Genomic DNA, 20,930 nt, shown 5'->3' on the forward strand with positions numbered 1-20,930 from the left:
GACATAAGGGATGCCACGTCGCAGAAGTGACAAAGGCCCATGGTTCTGGCGTGGAATGATTGCGCTGATGCTGGGTGTCGTATTTGCCTTGTTCGCCGTTGTGGCGTTCAACCAGCCGCCATCCCTGATGGCCGACTCCAGCTGCCGTATGGACCGCAAGGACCCGGCCCATACGATCATCCTGATTGACCAGTCAGACCCGTTCAATCCGAATGATCTGGATTGGGTCTATGAGTTCGTGGACGCTGAAGCCCGCGCCCTGCCCAAATACGGACGTTTAACGGTCATGACGCCGAACGCGGCAAGCCCTTATGATCCAAAGCTTGTTTACTACGCGTGTTCGTCGGGGAGCGCTGCAGAGGCCAACCCGATTTTCCAGAACCCGAAAATGATCGAGCAAACCTGGCAGACCCAGTTCTATGCGCCACTTCTGGAGAATGTTGAAGCAGCACTGACCGACACGCGCCAGCCCAGCTCTCCGCTCGTTGAAGCTGTGTACTCGATCGCCGACCGCGCTGATTTCCAGGCCGGTGAAACCAATCGCCGGATCGTGCTGGTGTCCGACCTGATGCAGCATTCCGAAGGGTTCAGCTTTTACCGCCTCGGTGCCGATTATGAGGCCTATCTGGACTCAGATCTGGCCAAGATGAGTCCGGCTCTGGAAAACGTCGATGTCGTTGCCCGTATCGTGCCACGTCAGATATATGACCTGCCCATGGCCGACGTTAAGGCGTTCTGGCGTGCCTATTTCAGCGAGGCTGGCGCGGATTATGGCTCGGTGAACTGATCTAACCGAGCCGGTTCAGGTCTCGCGATCGAGGATGTTTGGCCCTATTATTGCAAGCTGAAGCCCAAAGAAGGCGCAATAAAGGGAAGAAACTCATGCTCAGCCTCCGCAAAGCAAGTCTTGCCGTGATGGCATCGGCCGCCCTGTTGGCCGGGTGTTCGTCGGTTCCTGTGCCTGAGGAAGATGGCATGGCCAGCGGCGCCAGCGTGGTGACGCCGAAGCAGCAGGAATATCTGGTAGCGTTCAACGCGCCGCGCGGGCCGGTTCGTGCGACCCAGACCGGCATTCGCCCCGGATATAATTTTGTCGGCGTCGCCGAAACCGATCTCACCGAAACCCTTGAATGGCAGATCGTTGCGCCGAATGGGGTTGTGGTCGAGCAGGGGCGCACAATTCCCTACGGGTTTGACAGCGGCTCTGGCGCCAACGTCCAACTGGTCGTGACCAGCGGACTGCGCACGCCGGCGACTAACCTCGTGCTGGTTGTGGAGGGTGTTGGAAAAAGCCATCCATTTGACGTTTCGGAAGATATCTTCCGCGACCTCAAATACGATACGTTGAGATACTTCTACCACAACCGTGCCGGCGTTCCGATTGAATCCGAGTATGCTGGCGGCGACCAGTGGGCACGCCCTGCCGGGCACGAAAAGGAAGTGCTGACCTGCTTTCATGGCAAGGACATGTACAAGATCAACTGGCCCCGCTGTGACTATACGCTGGATGTCTCCGGCGGGTGGTATGATGCCGGTGACCAGAGCAAATATGTGGTGAATAGCGGCATCAGCGTCTGGACATTGCTGAATGCCTATGAGCGCGGCACATCTGGATTTGAGGATGGCGCGACGAACATTCCGGAATCCGGCAACGGCCTGAATGATCTGTTGGATGAGGCGCGCTACAATCTCGACTACATGCTCGCCATGCAGGCCCCTGATGGCGCTGAAGCAGCCATCGTCCAGGGCAACATGAAAGGCAAGTGGCAGACCAAGGCACCGAAGATGACGGATGTATCTGGTATGGTGCATCACAAATCGGGCAATACCGAGTGGCCATCAATGCCGATGATGCCCCATAAAAACACTGGTCCCCGTGCCCTGTTCGCACCCTCCACGGCGGCGACCCTGCATGTGGCGGCCGTTGGCGCACAGTGTGCCCGTGTGTTCCGCGGCGTCGATGATGCGTATGCCGACAAATGTCTCGCGGCAGCCAAGCGCGCCTATGCCGCGGCGCAGCGGATTCCAGATGCATATGCCTATGGAAATTTCCCCGGCACGGGGCCCTACGGCTCGACCGACATTCGCGGTGAGTTCTATTGGGCCGCTGCTGAAATGTATGTGACCACGGGCGAAACCGCCTATGCCGATGATCTAAAGACTTATCAGGGCAGGTTGGATGCATGGCCAGTCAGCGGTCTTCAGGAGCCCAATTGGGGCGACACGATGGGCCTCGGTATTCTGTCATTGGCGCGCTTCGCTCCGGACGAATCCCTGCGGGATGAAGCGGCTGAAGGTTTGCTGCAGACAGCAGATGCGTACCTCACCCAAATTCGGTTTGAAGGATACCAGATCCCCCTCAATCGCGGCGTCTGGCCGTGGGGATCGGTTGGTACTCTGGCCAATCGCGGTCTTATTCTTGGCACTGCCTACGACCTGACCGGCAACGTTCAGTATCGCGATGGCGCGCTGGACCTGTTGGACTACATCCTTGGCCGAAACCCCCGCGATATCTCGTACATTTCCGGCCATGGTGAGAATGCCTTCAAGGCTCCGCATCACCGTCATTGGGCAGGTGCACAGTATCGGGGATTCCCGCTTCCGCCTCCGGGCGCTGTGTCGGGCGGACCGAACAACACCAATCCTGCCGGTCCGGTTTCCAGGGCTATCATTGATGAATGCCACGCCCAGACCTGCTACGCCGACCATGTAGACGCGTATGAGCTGAACGAAGTGGCGATCAACTGGCAGGCTGCAACGTTCTGGCTGGCGGCCTGGGCCGACGACATTGACCGTGCGAAATAGGCGCTAGTCTTCGAAGACGCCGATGACCGGCACATGGTCTGATGGCTTCTCGAGCTCGCGGGCCTTGCGATAGATCTCTACCGATTGGAGCCTGTCGCAAGCCTGAGGCGAGCAGAGCAGATGGTCGATCCGGATGCCGTGATCCTTTTTGAAAGCGCCGCCCTGATAATCCCAGAACGTGTACTGGTGTGCACGATTATCGGTCAGTTCAAAAGAATCCGCCAGACCCAGATATTTCAGTTTTCGGAATTCAGCGCGCGTCTGGGGCAGGGCGAGTGCGTCGTCCTGCCAGACGGTTTCGTCCCAGCAATCGGCAGGTGTGGGGATGCAATTATAGTCGCCGCAGAGGACAAAGGCTTCGTCCAACTTCAGCAGCTCACGCGCATGTTGCTCCAGCGCTTCCATCCATTCCATCTTGTAGTCATACTTCGGGCCGGGGGCAGGGTTTCCATTCGGCAGGTATAGACCGCCCACACGGATTGGGGTTTCACTGAGGATCAGCGCCTCGATATAGCGCGCCTGTTCGTCCTCAATGGTCGGTAGGCCCTTGGTGACGTCCTCGATCTCGTGCTTGGAGAGCAGGGCGACGCCGTTGTAGCTTTTCTGCCCCAGCACGGCGCAGTTCCAGCCGCGTTCTTCCAGTTCGAGATAGGGAAACGCGTCGGTCTCGCACTTGATTTCCTGAAGGCAGACCACATCGCAATTGATGGCATCGAGCACTTCCAACACTGTGGGAAGGCGTGCCTTGATCGAGTTGACATTCCATGTGGCGATACGCATGGCTGCTCTTTAGCAGCTTCGTTCCATTGTTCCAGCGTGAGCTGCTGTATATATTCAGGGAATTCTTTAAGGAGAGAGGCATGTCGCCAAGCTGGATTCAATTGCTGATCGTCGTGGTCGTTGCCCTCCTTCTGTTCGGTGGTCGTGGTCGCATCTCCTCCATCATGGGCGATATGGCCAAGGGTATCGGGGCCTTTCGCAAGGGCCTGAAGGATGAGGAAGAGACCAAATCCGTCGACAACGACGACATGGTCAATGTTACCCCAAAGAAAGACGAGACGAAGGCCTCGTCATAAGCTGCCGAGTGGAGGGCGCTTAGCATGCTGCCCGGAATCGGGTTTTCCGAACTCCTGTTGTTGGGCCTTGCGGCGCTGATCATTGTCGGCCCCAAGGATCTGCCCATGATGATGCGCCGGGTCGGCCAGTTCGTCGGCAAGGGCCGCGCCATGGCACGTGAATTCCAGGCAGCCTTCGAAGATATTGCCCGCCAGAGCGAACTCGACGAACTCCGCAAGGAGATCGAAGATCTGAAGAAAGACAACACGATGCAGAAGGCGCAGGACGATTTGGCCGCCTTTGAGGCGGATGTGAATTCTGCGGTCATGGAAAAGAGCCCGCCGCCCAAACCCGCCGCGCCAGCAGTGGAAACAGTGTCTGAGCCGAATTCCGAGCCAGCAACACCACCGGCCTTGCCGAAAACCGGGGATGATGCTGCGTGACCCACGTGCCGCCGAAGGACGAACAGCCAGACTTCACCGATGATGAAGTCGAGGCGAGCCGGGCTCCGCTGCTGGAGCATCTGGTCGAGCTGCGCGCGCGCCTGATCAAGGCTTTGCTGGCGCTGTCGGTCGCCTCGATTGTCTGCTTCTTCTTCGCCGAGCCGATCTATGACTTCCTGCTGGCGCCATTTGCGCGCGTGGCCGAAGGCATTCGCGGGGCGCCGCTGGAGTTGATCTTTACTGGCCCGATGGAGTTCTTCTTTGCCAAGCTGAAACTCGCCGTGTTCGCCGGCATTTTCCTGTCCTTCCCGTTTATCGCCTGGCAGGTCTACCAGTTCGTGGCACCGGGCCTTTACAAGAATGAGCGCGGGGCCTTCTGGCCGTATCTGGTCTTTGCACCCTTGCTGTTCACGCTCGGCGCGGCGTTTGTCTATTTCCTGATGCTGCCCATGCTGGCGCGGTTCTCGGTGTCGCAGGAGAATATCGACAGCACGGTCGCAACCATCAAATTATTGCCCCGCGTATCGGAGTATCTCTCGCTGGTAATGGCGTTGATGCTGGCCTTTGGCCTGTCGTTCCAGCTGCCGGTGATCCTCAGCCTGCTGGGGCGGATCGGGATCGTTTCTTCTGACGCGCTCGCCAAGGGTCGGAAATATGCCATTGTCGGCATTCTCTGCTTCGCGGCCTTTTTCACCCCGCCGGATGTGATTTCGCAGATCCTGCTGACCGTTCCAGTCCTGATGCTCTACGAAATCTCTATCTGGTGCGTGAAACTGATCGAGAAGAAGCAGGCCGAAGAGGATGCTGCGAGGGAGTAAGAAGTCGCCCTTCGATTTCCCCGAGCAGGCCCAAGCGCACGCGCAGGACGCGGCCCCAAGGTCTGATTCCCAAAATGACTAAGCATATCCCCCGGTTGCAGGCAGGCCCGGCGCGGATTAGAGCAATGACCGACTGACCACACAGGACCATCAGACATGTTCGACATCCGCGCCATCCGCGAAAACCCCGAGGCTTTCCGCGCCGCCTGGAACCGGAAGAAGCCGGAGCTTGGCAATGTGGTGGACGATATTCACGTGCATGACGCGGCCCTGCGCACGGCTGTGACCGACAAGCAGGAAGCGGAAAAGCTGCGCAATGAGACCTCCAAGCTTATCGGCCGGGCCAAAGCCTCGGGTGATGAGGCGGAGTTCGAGCGCCTGCGCAAGATCGTGGCCGACGCCAAGGACACGATCGAGGCTGCCCGCAAGCTGCTCGACGATCTGCTCTATGGCCTGCCGAACATTCCGCTGGCCGAAGTGCCCGAAGGCCAGGACGAGGATGGCAATGTCGAAAAGGCCCGCTGGGGCGAACCGAAATCCTATGGTTTCGAGGTGAAAGACCATGCCGATCTCGGCGAAGCGCTTGGCATGATGGATTTCGAGACGGCCGCCAAGATGAGTGGCGCACGTTTTGTGCTGCTCAAGGGCAAGCTCGCCCGGTTCGAGCGCGCACTCGCGGCCTTCATGCTGGACGTGCAGACCGAAGAGCATGGGTACACGGAATGCTCGCCGCCGCTGTTGGTGAAGGATCAGGCGCTGGTTGGTACGGGACAGCTGCCGAAATTTGAGGAAGACCTTTTTAAAACATCGGCGATTACGCAAATTGGACTGGAGCAATATGCCGCCGAGAGCGCAAAAGTTGCTGCTGACAACATTGAAATGCACATCCTCTCAGATGATGAGATAAAAAATGCTGATGTGAACGCCGTATTGGCTGGGTTTCGGCAGGAACGCGAGGGCTTCGAAAACAAAGAGGCTTCGAGCCATTTAGAGCGTTTAAAAGAGTTATTCGGTCAAAACCACTATCTCATCCCAACCGCCGAAGTTCCGCTGACGAACATTGTCCGTGAAAGCATCATCGAGCCCGGCGAGCTACCAAAGCGCTTCACGGCCCACACGCCGTGTTTCCGCTCGGAAGCGGGCAGCGCGGGGCGCGACACCAAAGGCATGATCCGGTTGCACCAGTTCAACAAGGTCGAGATGGTCTCTGTCGTCGCGAACGAGGAAGAAGGACTGGCCGAACTCGAACGCATGACCGAATGCGCCGAGGCGATCCTGAAAAAGCTCGACCTGCCATTCCGCCGGATGCTGCTCTGCGCAGGCGACATGGGCGCAGGGGCGCGCAAGACCTATGACCTCGAAGTCTGGTTGCCGAGCCAGGACACCTATCGCGAGATCAGCTCATGCTCCTATTGCGGCGACTATCAGGCCCGCCGCATGGGCGCACGCTATCGCCCGGAAGCCGGCGCCAAGCCCGAATTCGTCCACACGCTGAACGGCTCCGGCCTGGCGGTTGGGCGGACTCTGGTCGCGATTCTCGAGAACTACCAGAATGAAGACGGCTCCATCACCGTGCCGGAAGCGCTGCGCGGATACATGGGCGAGCTGAAGGTGATTTCGGCATGAGAATCCTGCTGACGAATGATGACGGCATCAACGCGCCGGGCCTTGCGGTGCTGGAAGACATTGCGCGGGAAATTTCCGACGATGTCTGGATCGCCGCGCCGGAAGAGGAACAGTCCGGCAAGGGCCGCGCCATTTCGCTGACCCATCCGGTCCGTACGCGCGAAGTGGGCGACAAGGCCTGGGCCGTGGCGGGCACGCCGTCCGACTGCGTCCTGCTGGCGACGCACAATCTGATGCCGGAAAAGCCGGACCTTGTGCTGTCCGGCGTCAATCGCGGCCAGAACATTGCCGAGGATACGAGCTTCTCCGGAACGATCGCGGCGGCGCTGTTCGGCATGCAGCTCGGCATTCCGTCCATCGCACTCAGCCAGTCGCAGAGCTTCCGGGAGCGCGGCTCCCTGCCTTGGGACACCGCCCGGGCCTGGGGCAGCAAGGCGATCAAACCGCTGATCGAGCATGGTTGGCCTGGCGATGCAGTGATGAACGTGAACTTCCCGGATGTTGAGCCCGATGAGGTGAAGGGCATCCAGATCACCCGTCAGGGCTTCCGCGACGAATCGATCATCCATACTGACCGCCGCGAAGACCTGCGGGGCAATGATTATTACTGGATCGGGTACAAGGGCAAACTCTCCAAACCGGATGCTGGCACCGATTTGCGGGCGATCTATGACGGCTATGTCTCCATCTCCCCGCTTCATGTGGACTTGACGCATGAAGTATTCCTCCGGACGCTGCGGGAGCTATGGAAGAGCTGATCGCCGACCCGTTCCGTGCCGCCCGACTTGTCCTGCGCTTGCGTCAGGAGGGGGTCACGGATGATGGCGTGCTGAGAGCGATGGAAACGGTCGACCGGGGAGCCTTTGTCGATGATCCCGCCCTGAAAGACCTTGCCTTTGCTGACTGCGTGGTGCCCATCCCGTGCGGCCAGACAATCCCGCGCCCGGCGGCGACCGGGCAATTGCTTCAGGCGCTGGGCCTCGGCCGCGAGCGCAAGGCGCGTCTTCTGGTGATTGGCATGGGGTCTGGATATATCGCCGCATTGGCCGGTCAGCTTGCCGCGGATGTGTTTGGCGTCGAGCGGTACAACAAGCTGACCGATCATGCGCGTCAACGGATTGTGAGCCTTGGCCTCGACAATCTTGCGGTGCGCCACGGCGATGGCCTGCTCGGCTGGGCTGAGCGCGGGCCATATGAACGCGTCCTCATCACGGGGCAAGTGGATGCGATCCCTCAGGCTCTGTTCGACCAGCTCAAGCCTGGCGGATTGGTGATCACACCGATGCAACACGAAGGGCGCCAGCAGATTGCGCGCATGGCGCGCGACGGCACGACTGAATGGTTCAGCCTGTCGCATGAGTTGGCGCCTATAGTGCCGGGATGTTCCCAGGCGCTATAGTTGCAGTGGTTTCATCTGCAGGGCTTGTTTGCCAATGCAACTGCCCACAGCTATAGGAGCAACACATTTTCAGGGGTCGATGGGAGAGAACCAAATGCTGACCAGACTTGCCACGCTGACCGCAGGCGCCGCCATTGTAACACTGCCGGCCTTGGCGCAGGCCGCGCCAAGCGCGTCGGGTCCGAGCATCATGAGCCAGGTGCTCTTGTTCCTGCCGTTGATCCTGATCTTCTACTTCCTGCTGATCCGCCCGCAGCAACAGCGCGCGAAGAAGCACAAGGCCCTGATCGAGAACATCAAGAAGGGCGATACGATCGTCACGTCCGGCGGCATCGTCGGCAAGGTGACCAAGGCGGGCGACGAGGAAGTCACGGTCGAACTGGCCGAAGGCGTTCGCGTCCAGATCATCAAGCAGATGGTGATCGACGTTCGTGGCAAGAACCAGCCTGTCGCCGCCAACGATTAAGGGCCTGCAGGGCCCGCTTGCGGCCCTTCGCATGACAAGGAATTCCGCATGCTTCAGTTTCCACCTTGGAAGGTCGCGCTTGTTCTTCTGACGCTGGCATGGGGTGTCGTCATGGCGCTGCCGAATGTCGTGAACATGGATGATGCGCCGGGTTTCATGCCCAAAAAGGGCGTTAATCTCGGCCTAGACCTTCAGGGCGGCGTATACCTGATGATGGAAATCAATCCAGACGAGGTGATTGCCAACCGTCTGGAAGTGTTTGCCGGTGATGTGCGCAGCGCGTTTACCAATGTGACGCCGTCCGAGCGTATTGGCCATCTGCCAGACGTGAAGGGGCGCCAGCTGGAGATTACGCTGACGCGTCCTGACGCCGAAGGCAACTTTCCGATGGACGAGGCGCTCCGTCGTATGCGCAAGCTGAACGGCAATGTGGAAGGCGCGATTGGCGGCGCGAAGACGTACGAAATCGAACAGCTCGGCACAGACCGGATTCTCGTCACTGTTCCCGCCGCATCAGAAGAAGCGTTGATGAAAGACGCTCTGGGCAAGACGATGACCATCGTTCGTCGCCGCGTCGATCCCGACGGTGTTTCCGAAATCTCGATCACGCCGCAGGGCAATGACCGGATCATTCTTGAGGCGCCAGGCGAGCCCGACCCGCAACGCTTGAAGGATTTGCTCAGCCGTGACGGCAAGATGACGTTCAATCTTGTTGATGACAGCCCATCCGCGATCACCTCGGCGCAGGCAGGCGTGGCGCGCGCGGGCTATCGCTTGCTGGAAGGGCCGACGACCGGGGCGCTGCTTGTGCGGAATATTCCTGAAGTGACCGGCGCAGATATTGCCAACGCAGCGCAAGGTTTTGACGAAGGTAACCGGCCACAGATTACGTTCCGCCTCAACAGCAATGGTGCGCGGAAATTCTACGACACGACCCGCAACAATTCGGGCAAGCTGTTCGCGATTGTTCTGGATGACGTGATCATGTCTGCGCCGCGCATCAATGAACCAATCCCTGGCGGGAATGTTCGCATCACGGGTGATTTCACCCAGGAGGAGGCCACGGACCTCGCCGCGATCATTGAAGCCGGTGAAATGCCGGCCAAGGTGCAATTCCTGGATCAGCGCACGGTTAGCGCTACGCTGGGGCATGACTCCATTCGCGCCGGTACACGCGCATCCATGATCGGTCTCGCCCTTGTCGCGATCTTCATGATCATCGCTTACGGCCTGATGGGGGGCTTCGCTGTCGGTTCGTTGGCAGCGAACATCGTACTGATCCTTGGTGGATTGTCTGGTCTTGGTGCAACGCTTACCTTGCCGGGCATTGCGGGTATCATCCTGACCATCGGCATGGCGGTGGATGCCAACGTGCTTGTGTTCGAGCGTATCCGCGAAGAACAACGTGCAGGGCGGTCACCTTTGACAGCTGTTCAGGCGGGCTATGAGCGCGCTTTCTCTACCATTCTCGATGCCAACGTCACCACGCTGATCGCGGCTATCATTCTTTACCTTCTGGGCTCCGGTCCAGTGAAGGGCTTCGCTGTGACGTTGGCCATCGGTATTGTCACATCGGTGTTCACCGCCTTTGTCGTGACCCGCTGGTTCACGGTCATGTGGTTGAAAACCTTCCGTCCCAAGAAGCTCGCGGTCTAGGCCCGGAGGAGATACGATATGCTACTCAAATACTGGCCCCAAAAGACCAATCTGAGCTTCATGAACCTTCGCCTGATTGGCGCAGTTGTCTCAGCGGTGCTGATTGCATCCTCCATCTTCTTCCTCGCGACGCGGGGGCTGAACTTCGGCGTCGACTTTGCAGGCGGTACAGTGATGGAGTTGGAGCAAACGGACACGATCACCGTGGAAGGTGTGCGTCAGGCAATGCCGCTCAACGCTGATGTGAACAGTGCGGTCGGCACCGATGCGCGCAGTATCGTGGTCGTGAAATACGGCGAAGCAGATGCGTCCATTCTCGGGGAAGAATTTCAGGCGCTCTCTGCCAGCGACCAGGCCGAACGCGCGACGGGTGCGACCAACGAACTGGTGACAGAAACGCTGAAAGAGGCGCTGGGCATAACTGACGAGCAGATCCTCCGCAATGACTCGGTGGGCCCCAAGGTTTCGCAGGAATTGTTTAGGGACGGGATCACGGCGCTGATTGCAGCCCTTGCGCTGATGCTGGTCTATATCTGGTTCCGGTTCGAGTGGCAGTTCTCGGTCGGCGCCGTGGCGGCGCTCGCACATGACGTGATCATCACGCTCGGCGTATTTGCGTTCCTTCAGATGGAATTCAATCTGACCACTATTGCGGCCCTGCTGACAATCATTGGTTACTCGATGAACGACACGGTCGTTGTGTTTGACCGGGTGCGTGAAGAGAAGCGCAAGTACAAGAAGATGGCCGACAAGGAGGTCATCGACCTTGCGCTGAATGGCACGCTATCACGGACCTTGCTCACCTCTGGCACGACCCTGTTGGCTTTGATGGCGATCTTCTTTCTGGGCGGTCCAGTCCTGCGCGGCATGAGCTTCGCGTTGATCTGGGGCGTATTTATCGGGACGTACTCGTCCATCTTCATCGCCTCGACCATCGTTCTGGCGTTGGGCATGGATCTCAACAAGAAACCGATTGAGGATGTTCCGGGCTTTCAGGGCTGATCGCCCGGGCCCCCGGCCTAATTGTCCAGGACGATAACCTTGTCCATCAGCGCGTCGATGGCTTGCTGTGGCGTATCGCTGTGAACCAGTGATGCACGGAAGCCTTCCGGTGTGAACTTGCCGTCGATGATGTGTTCCATCAGTTCGAAGAAGGGCGACCAGAATCCGTCTTCGTCGAGGAAGGCCATTGGCTTGGCATGCAGGCCGAGGCGTGCCCAAGACAAGATTTCGACCGCCTCTTCCAGCGTTCCGATCCCGCCTGGCAAAACGATGAAGGCATCAGATTCATCAAACATCATTTGCTTGCGGGTGTGCATATCGTCGACGATACGGTGCTCAACATCCTCGTAGATCCGTTCCTTGTTGAGCAGGAAGCGCGGCATGATGCCCAGCACATCGCCTGCGGCTTCATGGGCTGATCGCGCGCACGCACCCATCAGGCCAACGCCGCCGCCGCCATAGACAAGGCGGATATCGCGTTTGGCCAGTTCGCGGCCCAGTTCTTCGGCCAGTTTGATATAGCCCGGCTGAACATCGTCGGACGCGCCGCAATAAACGCAGATGGATTTGATATTCGTCATGCGGGGTTCGCCTTTCAAACTTGCCTCAGCGAGGCGTGCCGTTGCCCTATATGGGGCCTCGTATTCCTCGACCAGTGACAATTTCAGGACGTTTCGCTGTTCGGCGCAACATGCAGGGTTTGCTGATCTGTCATTTTGTTCCCATATGCGGGCGATGACGAATCCTCACGCTGCCGCCGCTGACCATGACAAGATCGAAAGCGCTGATGGCGGGATCGGCGTCTCCATTCTCCGAATCCTGAAGCTGCTCGCGCGTCCGGAACTGTCGAAATGGCGGCCAATCATGGTGATCGCAATCTTGATCACACTCGCCGCTTCGGTTTTGGAGGTGATTTCACCCCTGCTGCTAGGTCATGCAATCAACCGCGCGGTTCCGGAAGGTGGCGAAGCGGCAGCCTTCGGCGCGGCTGCATATTGGCTCGCGATCGGGATTGGCGTCCGTTTTCTTGCTGCGGCCATGCCACAGGTGCGCGACTGGCTGTTTTCTCCCGTTAGTCAGGACGCACAACGCGTCGCCAGCGTGGATGCGTTTGGCCATGCGCAGTCTCTTTCTCTGAACTTCCACCAGACTCGGCGGACCGGCGCACTCAATCGGGTCATCGAGCGCGGTGCCAGTGCCATCGACTATTTGATTCGCTTCCTCGCCTTCAATATAGGGCCGACCTTCGTGCGGCTGGTGCTCGCCTCCATCGCGCTCGGCGTCGCTTATGATTACCGCCTGTCCCTGATCGCGGTCTTTACGATAATCATCTATGTCATCGCCACAGTAATCATCACCGAATGGCGCGTGCGTCAGCGCCGCCGGATGAATGAAGCCGACACCCATTTCCGGGCGACCTCCGTCGACATTCTGACCAATTTCGAAACCGTGAAGGCATTTGCTGCTGAACGCCGCGAAACCGGTCGGTTCAATGAGGCGATGCGCAACTACAACCATCGATATGTAGATGCAGTCCGGTCGATGTATGTCCTGAACGCAACGCAAGCGGTGGTAATGAATGCTGGCTTGTTGGCGGTGCTCGTCCTATCGGCATGGAATGTCATCCAGGGAACCATGTTGGTCGGCGACCTGACGGCCGTCATGCTTATGCTGCTGTCACTTTATGCGCCGCTAAATATTCTCGGTTGGGCCTGGCGGGAGATCAAGCAGGGCGCGGTGGACCTCGAAAAGCTCTACGGGCTGCTTGCCATGAAAACCGAAGTGTCTGATGCGCCAGATGCGATGCCATTGTCTAAGCCGACCGGACATGTCGAATTCCGCAATGTGGGTTTCAACCATGAAGGCCGTGCGGTTGGCGTGCAGGATGTCAGTTTTGACTTGCTGCCCGGTCGCAAGGTTGCGTTTGTCGGCACATCTGGCGCGGGAAAGTCTACGCTGCTTAAGCTCCTGTTCCGCTTCTACGATGTCGATCAGGGCAGCGTGCTTGTTGATGGGCACGATGTGAGATCGCTGACACAGGAATCCCTGCGCAAGGCGCTTGGGCTCGTGCCTCAGGACGTTGTTCTGTTCAATGACACGATCCGGTCCAACATCGCTTACGCGCGTCCCGATGCCAGCGACGAGGAGCTGCGGGATGCTGCGCGCCGGGCGCAATTACTCGATTTCATCGAATCGCTTCCCGAAGGCTGGAAGACACGCGTTGGCGAGCGGGGCCTGAAACTGTCTGGAGGTGAGAAACAGCGCGTCGGAATTGCCCGCGTGATTCTGGCCGATCCGTCCATCCTCGTGCTGGACGAGGCCACGTCAGCGCTGGACAGTGCGACGGAAGAGGCCGTGCAAGACGCGCTTGAGGATGCCGCCGAGGGGCGTACGACATTGATGGTCGCCCACCGCCTGTCTACCGTGAAATCTGCTGACGAGATCATCGTTCTCGATGCCGGGCGAGTGATTGAGCGCGGCACACATGCAGACCTGCTGGCAAAAGGCGGCAAATATGCTGATATGTGGGAAAGACAGGCCAAGAGCGCGGAGATCGCGCTCGCTGCGGAATAGAAAAGGCTGGCGGGCATGACCGAAGACCTCGAACGGAAGACGACGCCCTGGATGACCGGCGGGCTCGATTGGGAGGGCGTTGCGGCTGCGTTGGCCTCCCTTCTGGTCGGCCTGTTGCTAAGTTGGGTCTGGGATCCACTCTTCTGGGTTGGGTTTGCCGGGATGATCGCTGCCTTGATGGCGGCGCGCTGGGCCAAGCGAACCGCGCCAGATCTTGCCAGCGGCATTGTGGCGCCGTGCGATGGGGTGGTGGTATCAGTGACCCCAGCCGATCCGCCGGGCGAATTGCGCATGGCCGGCGCGGAAACCACACGCATCCGGATATCTTCGTCGCCGGCCACAACGAACCGACTCTACGCGCCGATTGCTGGCAGTCTGGAAAGCCTCATTACGGAAGACGGCGAACAAACTGTCCCATTTGCCATGCGCCCTGATGCAGACGGATTGGCGATTTCATACCTGTTGTTTGAAAGCCGTGCACAGCAGGTAGGTGTGCGCATCGCGACAGGCGGTCTTGGCCCACGTCAGGAATTGGAAGCTGAATCGGGCGATATCATGCGACTTGGACGCGTGTTCGGAAAACGACGGCTGGGCGGTTGGTGCGATGTGTATGTTCCGGCCAAAACCGGCCAGTTGATCTGGCCTGGTCAGACATTGATCGGGGGGGAAACCGTGCTGGGCCGTCTGGAATCCGATCGCGACGAAGGCTCTTTCGAGACGATGTCGGGAGAGGCAGGTGAATTGCCATTAGGCGTGACGGAGGATGAATCGGTCGAGGATGACGATTATCCGGAGCCCGACGAGGCAGATACACCTGACGATCCGGCTGTTATGCTGGCGCGGTTGAAGGAAGCCACGAAGAACAAACCTGAAGACTAGTCTTCCTGTCGCGGCGCATCGCGATTCATCCATGCGAAGATCGGCTTGAACGGGATGATCCAACCGATTCCTGCAAATACGTAGAACAGCATTTCAGCCCATTTCGGCCAGCCTGAGACAATCGGACCGACCGAGCCAACCATGATAATCCAGCAGACCATGAAGGCCAGCAGGATCAAGCTCGCGACGATTTTCCTGGTCGGATAGCTCATGGTTATGTCTCTCAATTCCACGTGCGACTTTGCCGCCTCTTGCGCGGGCGTCTGCTTGGATCATGTATCTCACATGAGCGAAACGTCAAAAATCAGCCCCTCCGCCATCTGGATACGCCGTTGGCTGATCCTTGTCGGTCTGATGGTCTATGCCATGATCCTGATTGGTGGGGCCACACGCCTTACGGATTCCGGCCTCTCCATCACCGAATGGAACCCGGTCAGTGGTGCGTTGCCGCCGCTCTCAGAAGGTGCGTGGCAAACCGAGTTCGCGAAGTACCAGCAAACCGCTGAATACCAGTTCGTGAATCAGGGCATGTCGATGGCGGAGTTCCAGAAAATATTCTGGTGGGAGTGGGGGCATCGCTTCTTCGGGCGCATGATTGGCTTGGTGGCTGTTGTGGGTTTTGCGATCTTTGCCGTTCGCGGTTGGCTGACCAAACATCTTACTTGGCATCTGATCGCATTGATCGGACTCGGTGGTTTGCAGGGTGCCATAGGCTGGTGGATGGTGGCGAGCGGCATCGGCGAAACCACGCGCGTGGACGTCGCGCCCTATCGGTTGATGACCCATTTCACACTTGCGCTGTTAATTATCGCCTACATCACCTGGCTCTGGCACGATCTTGGCGAAAAGGGGCGACCGGCGGTCGCTGGGCTCACCCGAAGCGTCGCCCTAATACTTCTGGTCGCGATTTTCATCCAGATGGCTGCCGGAGCCTTGGTCGCCGGCCTTGATGCGGGCCGGTCCTACAATGATTGGCCGTTGATGGCGGGAGAGATCATGCCGTCACACTATGTGGAAGAAGGCCTTGGTGTGCGCAGCCTGTTTGAAGGCCGCGCTGCAACGCAATTCAATCACCGCATTCTGGCGTATGCCATCTGGGCCGGATCATTGGCATCCGCCTGGGCGTTCCGGAGCACGCCGTTGCGACAGGAATTCCGTTGGTTGGCTGTGCTCGTGACCCTACAGGCAGTATGGGGAATTCTCACGCTTGTGCACGCCGCCCCGATGAACCTGGCTCTGGTTCATCAGGGTCTTGGCGTGATCGTTACGCTGATGGCAGTGCGTCTTGTCTGGCAATCGCGTGGGACGTCTAGCGAGAATCGTCCAGCGTAAGGGCGCTTGGATCTACGAACACCGCCTGATGCTGGTCCGGGGCGGTTTCGCCCGCGATGACGATCACACCGCCTGGATATCCACCACTCATCATCGTGCCCATGGCAGCCATCGCATCCGGCGCATCCGGCGCAATAACGGTAATGCCATCCCGAACGGTGATTTCGGTGTTGGTCATGCCCAAATCTGTTGAGACCTGAAGCCCACTGCCGTCTTCGATGGAGAGCAGGGCGTCAAAATCGCCACGTGTGAGCGACGCTGCGCTTTTGGCACGCGGGGAGGCAACCAGTGTGTCGCTCGTATAGGCGCAGGACCTGATCCCAAAATCTGTGAAGGTCGATTCGCTGGCATCCCAGGAAAACTCGCCATTCTCTTCCCGCACGATGCCGGTCTGAAGTACGCGATCATTGGTCGAGGTCCAGTAAGCCACTCGCATGATACCTGTTGCCTGCATCGGACCGGAGCAAACGCCGGCAATGGAGCTTGTATTTGGAACGGGCAGGTCGACCTGAGCCGGGGCGAGGAGGCCTTCGCCGTATAGATATGCTTTCAGCTGACCCTCGCGGGTGATTCCCGGGAATATGGTCACTGTACTGCCGCCAAGCGTGGCGCTCTGGCCGCTGGCGAGGTCAGTTAGCCTGAAGTTGGCAGGTTCCCCCAGAATTTCGCCATTCATGTTGAACAATTGCAGGCCGCCACGCTCATAGGCGACTGCCAGCAGACCTCCGAGGCCTCCGGAGAGCGCCACAGCGTTCACTTTGCCTTCCAGTGGGCGCGTGGACCATACAGCGGGAAGCTCCACACCCGCAGCGATTTCAGAGGCAGAAGCCGGTACTTCGGGGGCTTCGGCTTTCTTCGAGCATCCAACTGCTGTAAAAAGCAGGGCGAGGCCAAGCCCTGCGTTGACAACCGGGGAAGTGGCGCTTAAACGCCAGCGCTTGAATTGCATTCCATGAACTCCGAAAGCGAGAGGCTCTTAGTAGAGCGATGAAAACCTATAACGCACCAGCCAACGTAGAGCACAACTGGGTCGTGATCGACGCGACCGATGTCGTCGTCGGACGCCTTGCTTCATATGTCGCCAAGCGCCTGCGCGGCAAGCACCGTGCTGACTTTACACCTCACATCGATACGGGCGATCACGTCGTCATTATCAATGCTGACAAGGTGAAATTCACCGGTCGCAAGATGACGGACAAAGTGTACTACCGCCACACCGGTTATCCGGGCGGCATCAAGTCCACGACGCCGGAAAAAATTCTCAATGGTCGTTTCCCTGAGCGCGCGCTTGAACTCGCCGTGAAGCGGATGATGCCAAAAGAAAGCCCGCTGGCCCGCAAGCAGTTCTCGAAACTGCACGTCTATGGCGGCGCGGAGCACCCACACGAGGCCCAGAAGCCCGACACTGTCGACTTCAAAGCCATGAACCGCAAGAACATCAAGGCGGCCTGATCAACATGACTGACACTGCAAACTCCCTCCAGGATCTTGGCGCCATGTCCGGCGCAACCGAAGCTGAAGCTCCGGCTGCTCCAATCGAGCCGAAGATCGACGCTCAGGGCCGTGCTTACGGCACCGGTCGCCGCAAAGAGGCCGTCGCCCGCGTCTGGATCAAGCCCGGCACTGGCAAGATCACGATCAATGGTCGCGATCAGGAACAGTACTTCGCGCGCCCTGTGCTGCGCATGGTAATTGCTCAGCCACTGGTCGAAGCTGGCCGCGAAGGCGAGTTTGACATCATTGCAACTGTGAAGGGCTCCGGCCTTTCCGGTCAGGCAGGCGCTGTGCGTCACGGCCTGTCGCGTGCCCTCGTCAACTACGAGCCAGGCCTGCGCGCCGTGCTGAAGCCATTCGGCTTCATGACCCGCGACCCACGCGTTGTCGAACGCAAGAAGTATGGTCGTGCGAAAGCACGCCGCAGCTTCCAGTTCTCGAAGCGCTAGGCCGCACACCGAATATCATTATTCAGGCGGGCGCTTCGGAAACGGAGCGCCCGTTTTGTTTTGTCCGGAATCGGGAACACACAGATTATGCTGCCCAAAGTATTCATTGATGGCGAAGCCGGCACGACCGGCCTTCAGATTGCCGAGCGACTGCGGGCTCGCACGGACCTTGAGCTGATTTCCATTGATCCGGACAAGCGCAAGGACAATATCGAGCGTGCGCGCCTGATGGATGCATCCGACGCGGTCATCCTCTGTTTGCCCGATGATGCAGCGCGTCTTGGAGTGTCCCTCGTGAACAGTCCGAACACGGTGATCATTGATGCATCTACAGCGCACCGGGTTGCGAGTGGATGGACTTACGGATTTCCGGAAATGGACAAGGGGCAGCGCGCCGCGATCCAGGCGTCCCGGCGGATCTCCAATCCAGGCTGCTATCCCACAGGTGTGATTGCGCTGTTGCGTCCGCTGGTCTCAAAATGGCTGGTGCCAACCTCTTGGCCCATCGTGGTCTCTGCTGTGTCGGGCTATACCGGCGGCGGCAAGGCCATGATCGCCGAGTTCGAGGATGAGGCGTCCGAAACGTATTCTGAAGACAATCACCGCATCTATGCGATGGGACAGAAGCACAAGCATCCCCCTGAGATGAAGAAATATTCCCGGCTAGAGCACGCTCCCGTCTTCATGCCGGCAGTGGGGCGTTATGCGCAGGGTATGATCGTTGAAATCGGCCTGCCGCTCTGGGCCATTCCGGGTAAGCCACGCCGTGCGCAAATTCACGCGGCACTGACCTCAGCCTATGAAGGCGAGCGATTTGTAAGTGTGGCCTCCCTCGCAGACTGCGATGCCTTGAAGAGTGTCGAGCCAGAGGCCTGCAACGGAACCAATCGGATCGATCTGTACGTCTTCGGAACGGATGACGAGGCGCGACTGGTGGCGCGTTTTGACAATCTCGGTAAGGGCGCTTCTGGTGCGGCGGTTCAGAACCTCAACATTGCGTTGGGGCTGGACGAGGATGCCGGGTTGACGGCTTGAGCTTACTTGAGCCTGATATCCTCGAGACGGACTCTGGCATAAGTGCCCGGCGCAGCGCCGAGGCCCATGTCTTTCGGTTGCTTCGCAACGACCTTGCGACCGGACTTCGGACGTAGCCAGTCCCACCAGGTCGGCCACCAGGAGCCTGCATGCTCCTCCGCACCTTCGAGCCATTCCGCGCCAGTTTCCGGCAGCGCGCCATTATTGGTCCAATGGCAGTACTTTCCGGAATCCGGATGGTTCACCACGCCGGCAATGTGGCCTGAGGCGGCGAGGATGAAATTGGTCTTGCCGCCAAACACCTTGGCGGTGCGGTAGACACTTTCCATGGGGCAGATGTGATCGTCGCGGCTGGCCTGCACCATGATCGGAATATCGACCTTTTTCAGGTCCACTGTTTCGCCGAGTACCTTGAACTTGCCGCGCGCCAGCTTGTTTTCGGCGTAGCAGTCCTTGAGGTATTTGCGGTGTACCTTGCCCGGAATATTGGTCTGGTCAGCGTTCCAATACAGCAAATCGAACGGCCGCGGCTCCTTGCCCAGCATGTACTGGTCAATGACGTAGCGCCAGACCAGATCAATCGGGCGCAGCCAGTTGAAGGTTTCGTACATCATCGTTCCGGGCATGATGCCGTTATGTTCCTCGATGATGGAATTGATGTAGCCGCGACCGTTTTCGTCGGTGAAGACTTTGAGGTCTCCGGCAAGACTGAAATCGGACTGCGAGGCGAAGAAGGTTGCTGATTTGATACGGTCGTCGTCGTTAGCGGCCATATGGCCGAGGGCCGAAGAGAGTAGAGTGCCCCCGATGCAATACCCAACGGTGTTGAGGCCTTTCTGCCCTGTCGCCTGAAGCGTGGCTTCGACGGCGGCATAGATGCCACTCTTCACATAGTCATTCCACGTGTAGTCGCGGGTCACTTCGTCTGCCGAGCGCCACGAGACGACAAAGACTGACAGGCCCTTGTCGAGCAGCCAGCGGATCATCGAGTTTTCTTCGCGCAGATCGAGGATGTAGAATTTGTTGATCCAGGGCGGGAAGATCAGCAGAGGGCGGGCATAGGTTTGCTCGCCAGTTGGCTTGTACTGGATCAGTTCGATCAAATCATTCCGGAACACAACTTCACCGGGCGCCGTCGCGATGTTTTCGCCGAGTTTGAACGGCGTCTCGTCGGTTTGGGTGATGTAGAGTTTGCCATTGCCCTTTTTTACATCGTCGCGGGCCATCCGGATGCCCGCGAGTACGCTCTCGCCGCCACTTTCGAAGAAGTTGCGCAGGGCTTGAGGATTGCTGCCGAGATGATTGGTTGGCGCGAGACTGTCGGCCAATTGCTGGCTGAAGAATTTTGCGCGCAGGTGAATATTGTCCGGCAGGTCGTCCTTCACATGGTCGGCCAGGCCCATAAGCCATCTGGCGTTGAGGTCATAGGCCTTGCGGATGAACTTGAAGCCGGGATTGCGATCCCATTCAGGGTCGGAAAAGCGTTTGTCCCGGACCGCATTGGCGGCCCCGGTCATACCTTCCAGTGCCATTTCCTGCCAGAGTTCCATCCAGCCCTGCATGAGCTGCATGTTGGCATTCATCAACGCAGCGGGATTTTTCGCAAAGCCTTGGCCAACGGCTCGGAAAGCTTCGCCCACACCCATGGGGTCGCCATTCGTCACAGTGCCGAGTGGCCCGGATCCTGACAGGACATCTAGCAACAGGGCGTGAGATTCTGTATTGGCCAGCGCCAGCGTGGTCAGCAGGGACTGCATTTGCACGGGGTTTTGCTGGGCGAGAATCTCGGCGAGCAGTGGCTGGCTGTCTTTATTGTTCTTGCGGTCGACCATTCGTCCCAATATCGCCTTGTTTAGCCGCCTCTAACTATTCTACGGAATAATTGTGATTTAATGA

22 protein-coding genes are annotated in these 20,930 nt (G+C 58.6%); 17 read left to right on the forward strand and 5 right to left on the reverse strand.

Annotation, left to right across the window (positions count from 1 at the left end; genetic code table 11):
* Positions 1-10 precede the first annotated feature (10 nt).
* Together L53_RS03560 and L53_RS03565 are read left to right on the forward strand one after the other, a co-directional pair.
* Positions 11-787 carry a hypothetical protein gene (locus tag L53_RS03560; protein ID WP_156947803.1) on the forward strand — a complete coding sequence of 259 codons (777 nt, stop codon included), beginning with the start codon at positions 11-13 and terminating at the stop codon, positions 785-787.
* Between the two features lie 95 nt (positions 788-882).
* Positions 883-2,805 carry a glycoside hydrolase family 9 protein gene (locus tag L53_RS03565; protein ID WP_051607521.1) on the forward strand — a complete coding sequence of 641 codons (1,923 nt, stop codon included), beginning with the start codon at positions 883-885 and terminating at the stop codon, positions 2,803-2,805.
* Positions 2,806-2,808: 3 nt separating this feature from the next.
* On the opposite strand, the gene L53_RS03570 is transcribed toward L53_RS03565, so the two are convergent.
* Entirely contained in the window at positions 2,809-3,585 is a 777-nt protein-coding gene (locus L53_RS03570) for an exodeoxyribonuclease III (RefSeq protein ID WP_034811535.1), read from the reverse strand.
* An 80-nt stretch (positions 3,586-3,665) separates the two neighbouring features.
* On the opposite strand from L53_RS03570, the gene tatA reads away from it, so the two are divergent.
* The 9 genes from tatA to secF all read left to right on the forward strand — a co-directional run bounded on the left by tatA (position 3,666) and on the right by secF (position 11,271).
* Complete coding sequence (gene tatA / locus L53_RS03575; protein WP_034811537.1) at positions 3,666-3,881, forward strand: twin-arginine translocase TatA/TatE family subunit; 216 nt, start codon at positions 3,666-3,668, stop codon at positions 3,879-3,881.
* A 24-nt stretch (positions 3,882-3,905) separates the two neighbouring features.
* Complete coding sequence (gene tatB, locus L53_RS16195) at positions 3,906-4,304, forward strand: Sec-independent protein translocase protein TatB (RefSeq protein WP_051607522.1); 399 nt, start codon at positions 3,906-3,908, stop codon at positions 4,302-4,304.
* A complete protein-coding gene (gene tatC, locus L53_RS03585) occupies positions 4,301-5,122 on the forward strand; it encodes a twin-arginine translocase subunit TatC (protein WP_156947804.1) in 822 nt (273 codons plus the stop codon). The genes tatB and tatC overlap by 4 nt, the downstream gene beginning before the upstream one ends.
* 156 nt (positions 5,123-5,278) lie before the next feature.
* Positions 5,279-6,748 (forward strand): serine--tRNA ligase, encoded by a 1,470-nt coding sequence (gene serS / locus L53_RS03590; protein ID WP_034811540.1) that lies wholly within the window; start codon positions 5,279-5,281, stop codon positions 6,746-6,748.
* Entirely contained in the window at positions 6,745-7,506 is a 762-nt protein-coding gene (surE, locus tag L53_RS03595; protein WP_034811542.1) for a 5'/3'-nucleotidase SurE, read from the forward strand. Before serS ends, surE begins: the two co-directional genes overlap by 4 nt.
* The gene (locus L53_RS03600) at positions 7,494-8,147 is read left to right on the forward strand and encodes a hypothetical protein (RefSeq protein WP_051607523.1); all 654 of its coding nucleotides are present in this window, start codon (positions 7,494-7,496) and stop codon (positions 8,145-8,147) included. The genes surE and L53_RS03600 overlap by 13 nt, the downstream gene beginning before the upstream one ends.
* 94 nt (positions 8,148-8,241) lie before the next feature.
* Entirely contained in the window at positions 8,242-8,613 is a 372-nt protein-coding gene (yajC, locus tag L53_RS03605) for a preprotein translocase subunit YajC (protein WP_051607524.1), read from the forward strand.
* Positions 8,614-8,661: 48 nt separating this feature from the next.
* Complete coding sequence (gene secD / locus L53_RS03610; protein WP_034811543.1) at positions 8,662-10,269, forward strand: protein translocase subunit SecD; 1,608 nt, start codon at positions 8,662-8,664, stop codon at positions 10,267-10,269.
* Positions 10,270-10,287: 18 nt separating this feature from the next.
* Positions 10,288-11,271 (forward strand): protein translocase subunit SecF, encoded by a 984-nt coding sequence (gene secF / locus L53_RS03615; protein ID WP_034811545.1) that lies wholly within the window; start codon positions 10,288-10,290, stop codon positions 11,269-11,271.
* Between the two features lie 17 nt (positions 11,272-11,288).
* On the opposite strand, the gene L53_RS03620 is transcribed toward secF, so the two are convergent.
* Positions 11,289-11,852 (reverse strand): TIGR00730 family Rossman fold protein, encoded by a 564-nt coding sequence (locus L53_RS03620; protein WP_034811548.1) that lies wholly within the window; start codon positions 11,850-11,852, stop codon positions 11,289-11,291.
* Between the two features lie 154 nt (positions 11,853-12,006).
* Here L53_RS03620 and L53_RS03625 point away from each other — a divergent pair, with 154 nt between their 5' ends.
* Together L53_RS03625 and L53_RS16200 are read left to right on the forward strand one after the other, a co-directional pair.
* On the forward strand, positions 12,007-13,845 hold the full coding sequence (locus tag L53_RS03625; RefSeq protein ID WP_233347522.1) for an ABC transporter ATP-binding protein/permease: 1,839 nt from the start codon (positions 12,007-12,009) through the stop codon (positions 13,843-13,845).
* Between the two features lie 15 nt (positions 13,846-13,860).
* Positions 13,861-14,724 (forward strand): phosphatidylserine decarboxylase, encoded by an 864-nt coding sequence (locus L53_RS16200; RefSeq protein WP_051607525.1) that lies wholly within the window; start codon positions 13,861-13,863, stop codon positions 14,722-14,724.
* Here L53_RS16200 and L53_RS03635 read toward each other — a convergent pair.
* Positions 14,721-14,936, reverse strand: a complete 216-nt coding sequence (locus L53_RS03635; RefSeq protein WP_034811556.1) for a DUF2842 domain-containing protein — start codon at positions 14,934-14,936, stop codon at positions 14,721-14,723. The two genes, L53_RS16200 and L53_RS03635, sit on opposite strands and share 4 nt — an antisense overlap.
* Positions 14,937-15,009: 73 nt before the next feature.
* On the opposite strand from L53_RS03635, the gene L53_RS03640 reads away from it, so the two are divergent.
* Positions 15,010-16,056, forward strand: coding sequence for a COX15/CtaA family protein (locus L53_RS03640; RefSeq protein ID WP_034812133.1), 1,047 nt, complete (start codon positions 15,010-15,012; stop codon positions 16,054-16,056).
* Here the strand turns inward: L53_RS03640 and L53_RS03645 are convergent.
* Positions 16,034-17,005, reverse strand: coding sequence for a hypothetical protein (locus tag L53_RS03645; protein ID WP_034811559.1), 972 nt, complete (start codon positions 17,003-17,005; stop codon positions 16,034-16,036). The two genes, L53_RS03640 and L53_RS03645, sit on opposite strands and share 23 nt — an antisense overlap.
* 38 nt (positions 17,006-17,043) lie before the next feature.
* On the opposite strand from L53_RS03645, the gene rplM reads away from it, so the two are divergent.
* From rplM to argC, 3 genes are all read left to right on the forward strand, one after another.
* Complete coding sequence (rplM, locus tag L53_RS03650) at positions 17,044-17,508, forward strand: 50S ribosomal protein L13 (RefSeq protein ID WP_034811561.1); 465 nt, start codon at positions 17,044-17,046, stop codon at positions 17,506-17,508.
* Between the two features lie 44 nt (positions 17,509-17,552).
* A complete protein-coding gene (rpsI, locus tag L53_RS03655) occupies positions 17,553-17,999 on the forward strand; it encodes a 30S ribosomal protein S9 (protein ID WP_233347546.1) in 447 nt (148 codons plus the stop codon).
* An 87-nt stretch (positions 18,000-18,086) separates the two neighbouring features.
* Positions 18,087-19,034 carry an N-acetyl-gamma-glutamyl-phosphate reductase gene (gene argC / locus L53_RS03660; RefSeq protein ID WP_034811565.1) on the forward strand — a complete coding sequence of 316 codons (948 nt, stop codon included), beginning with the start codon at positions 18,087-18,089 and terminating at the stop codon, positions 19,032-19,034.
* Between the two features lie 2 nt (positions 19,035-19,036).
* Here argC and L53_RS03665 read toward each other — a convergent pair whose 3' ends face one another.
* Positions 19,037-20,866, reverse strand: a complete 1,830-nt coding sequence (locus L53_RS03665; protein ID WP_034811567.1) for an alpha/beta hydrolase — start codon at positions 20,864-20,866, stop codon at positions 19,037-19,039.
* Positions 20,867-20,930: the final 64 nt, after the last annotated feature.

Source organism: Hyphomonas sp. L-53-1-40 (genome assembly GCF_000682775.1).
Taxonomy (GTDB): Bacteria; Pseudomonadota; Alphaproteobacteria; order Caulobacterales; family Hyphomonadaceae; genus Hyphomonas.

Coding starts and splice junctions, on each gene's coding strand:
- L53_RS03560 (WP_156947803.1), top strand. CDS start 11: ATGCCACGTCGCAGAAGTGACAAAGGCCCATGGTTCTGGCGTGGAATG.
- L53_RS03565 (WP_051607521.1), top strand. CDS start 883: ATGCTCAGCCTCCGCAAAGCAAGTCTTGCCGTGATGGCATCGGCCGCC.
- L53_RS03570 (WP_034811535.1), bottom strand. CDS start 3,585: ATGCGTATCGCCACATGGAATGTCAACTCGATCAAGGCACGCCTTCCC.
- tatA (WP_034811537.1), top strand. CDS start 3,666: ATGTCGCCAAGCTGGATTCAATTGCTGATCGTCGTGGTCGTTGCCCTC.
- tatB (WP_051607522.1), top strand. CDS start 3,906: ATGCTGCCCGGAATCGGGTTTTCCGAACTCCTGTTGTTGGGCCTTGCG.
- serS (WP_034811540.1), top strand. CDS start 5,279: ATGTTCGACATCCGCGCCATCCGCGAAAACCCCGAGGCTTTCCGCGCC.
- surE (WP_034811542.1), top strand. CDS start 6,745: ATGAGAATCCTGCTGACGAATGATGACGGCATCAACGCGCCGGGCCTT.
- L53_RS03600 (WP_051607523.1), top strand. CDS start 7,494: ATGGAAGAGCTGATCGCCGACCCGTTCCGTGCCGCCCGACTTGTCCTG.
- yajC (WP_051607524.1), top strand. CDS start 8,242: ATGCTGACCAGACTTGCCACGCTGACCGCAGGCGCCGCCATTGTAACA.
- secD (WP_034811543.1), top strand. CDS start 8,662: ATGCTTCAGTTTCCACCTTGGAAGGTCGCGCTTGTTCTTCTGACGCTG.
- secF (WP_034811545.1), top strand. CDS start 10,288: ATGCTACTCAAATACTGGCCCCAAAAGACCAATCTGAGCTTCATGAAC.
- L53_RS03620 (WP_034811548.1), bottom strand. CDS start 11,852: ATGACGAATATCAAATCCATCTGCGTTTATTGCGGCGCGTCCGACGAT.
- L53_RS03625 (WP_233347522.1), top strand. CDS start 12,007: ATGACGAATCCTCACGCTGCCGCCGCTGACCATGACAAGATCGAAAGC.
- L53_RS16200 (WP_051607525.1), top strand. CDS start 13,861: ATGACCGAAGACCTCGAACGGAAGACGACGCCCTGGATGACCGGCGGG.
- L53_RS03635 (WP_034811556.1), bottom strand. CDS start 14,936: ATGAGCTATCCGACCAGGAAAATCGTCGCGAGCTTGATCCTGCTGGCC.
- L53_RS03640 (WP_034812133.1), top strand. CDS start 15,010: ATGAGCGAAACGTCAAAAATCAGCCCCTCCGCCATCTGGATACGCCGT.
- L53_RS03645 (WP_034811559.1), bottom strand. CDS start 17,005: ATGCAATTCAAGCGCTGGCGTTTAAGCGCCACTTCCCCGGTTGTCAAC.
- rplM (WP_034811561.1), top strand. CDS start 17,044: ATGAAAACCTATAACGCACCAGCCAACGTAGAGCACAACTGGGTCGTG.
- rpsI (WP_233347546.1), top strand. CDS start 17,553: ATGTCCGGCGCAACCGAAGCTGAAGCTCCGGCTGCTCCAATCGAGCCG.
- argC (WP_034811565.1), top strand. CDS start 18,087: ATGCTGCCCAAAGTATTCATTGATGGCGAAGCCGGCACGACCGGCCTT.
- L53_RS03665 (WP_034811567.1), bottom strand. CDS start 20,866: ATGGTCGACCGCAAGAACAATAAAGACAGCCAGCCACTGCTCGCCGAG.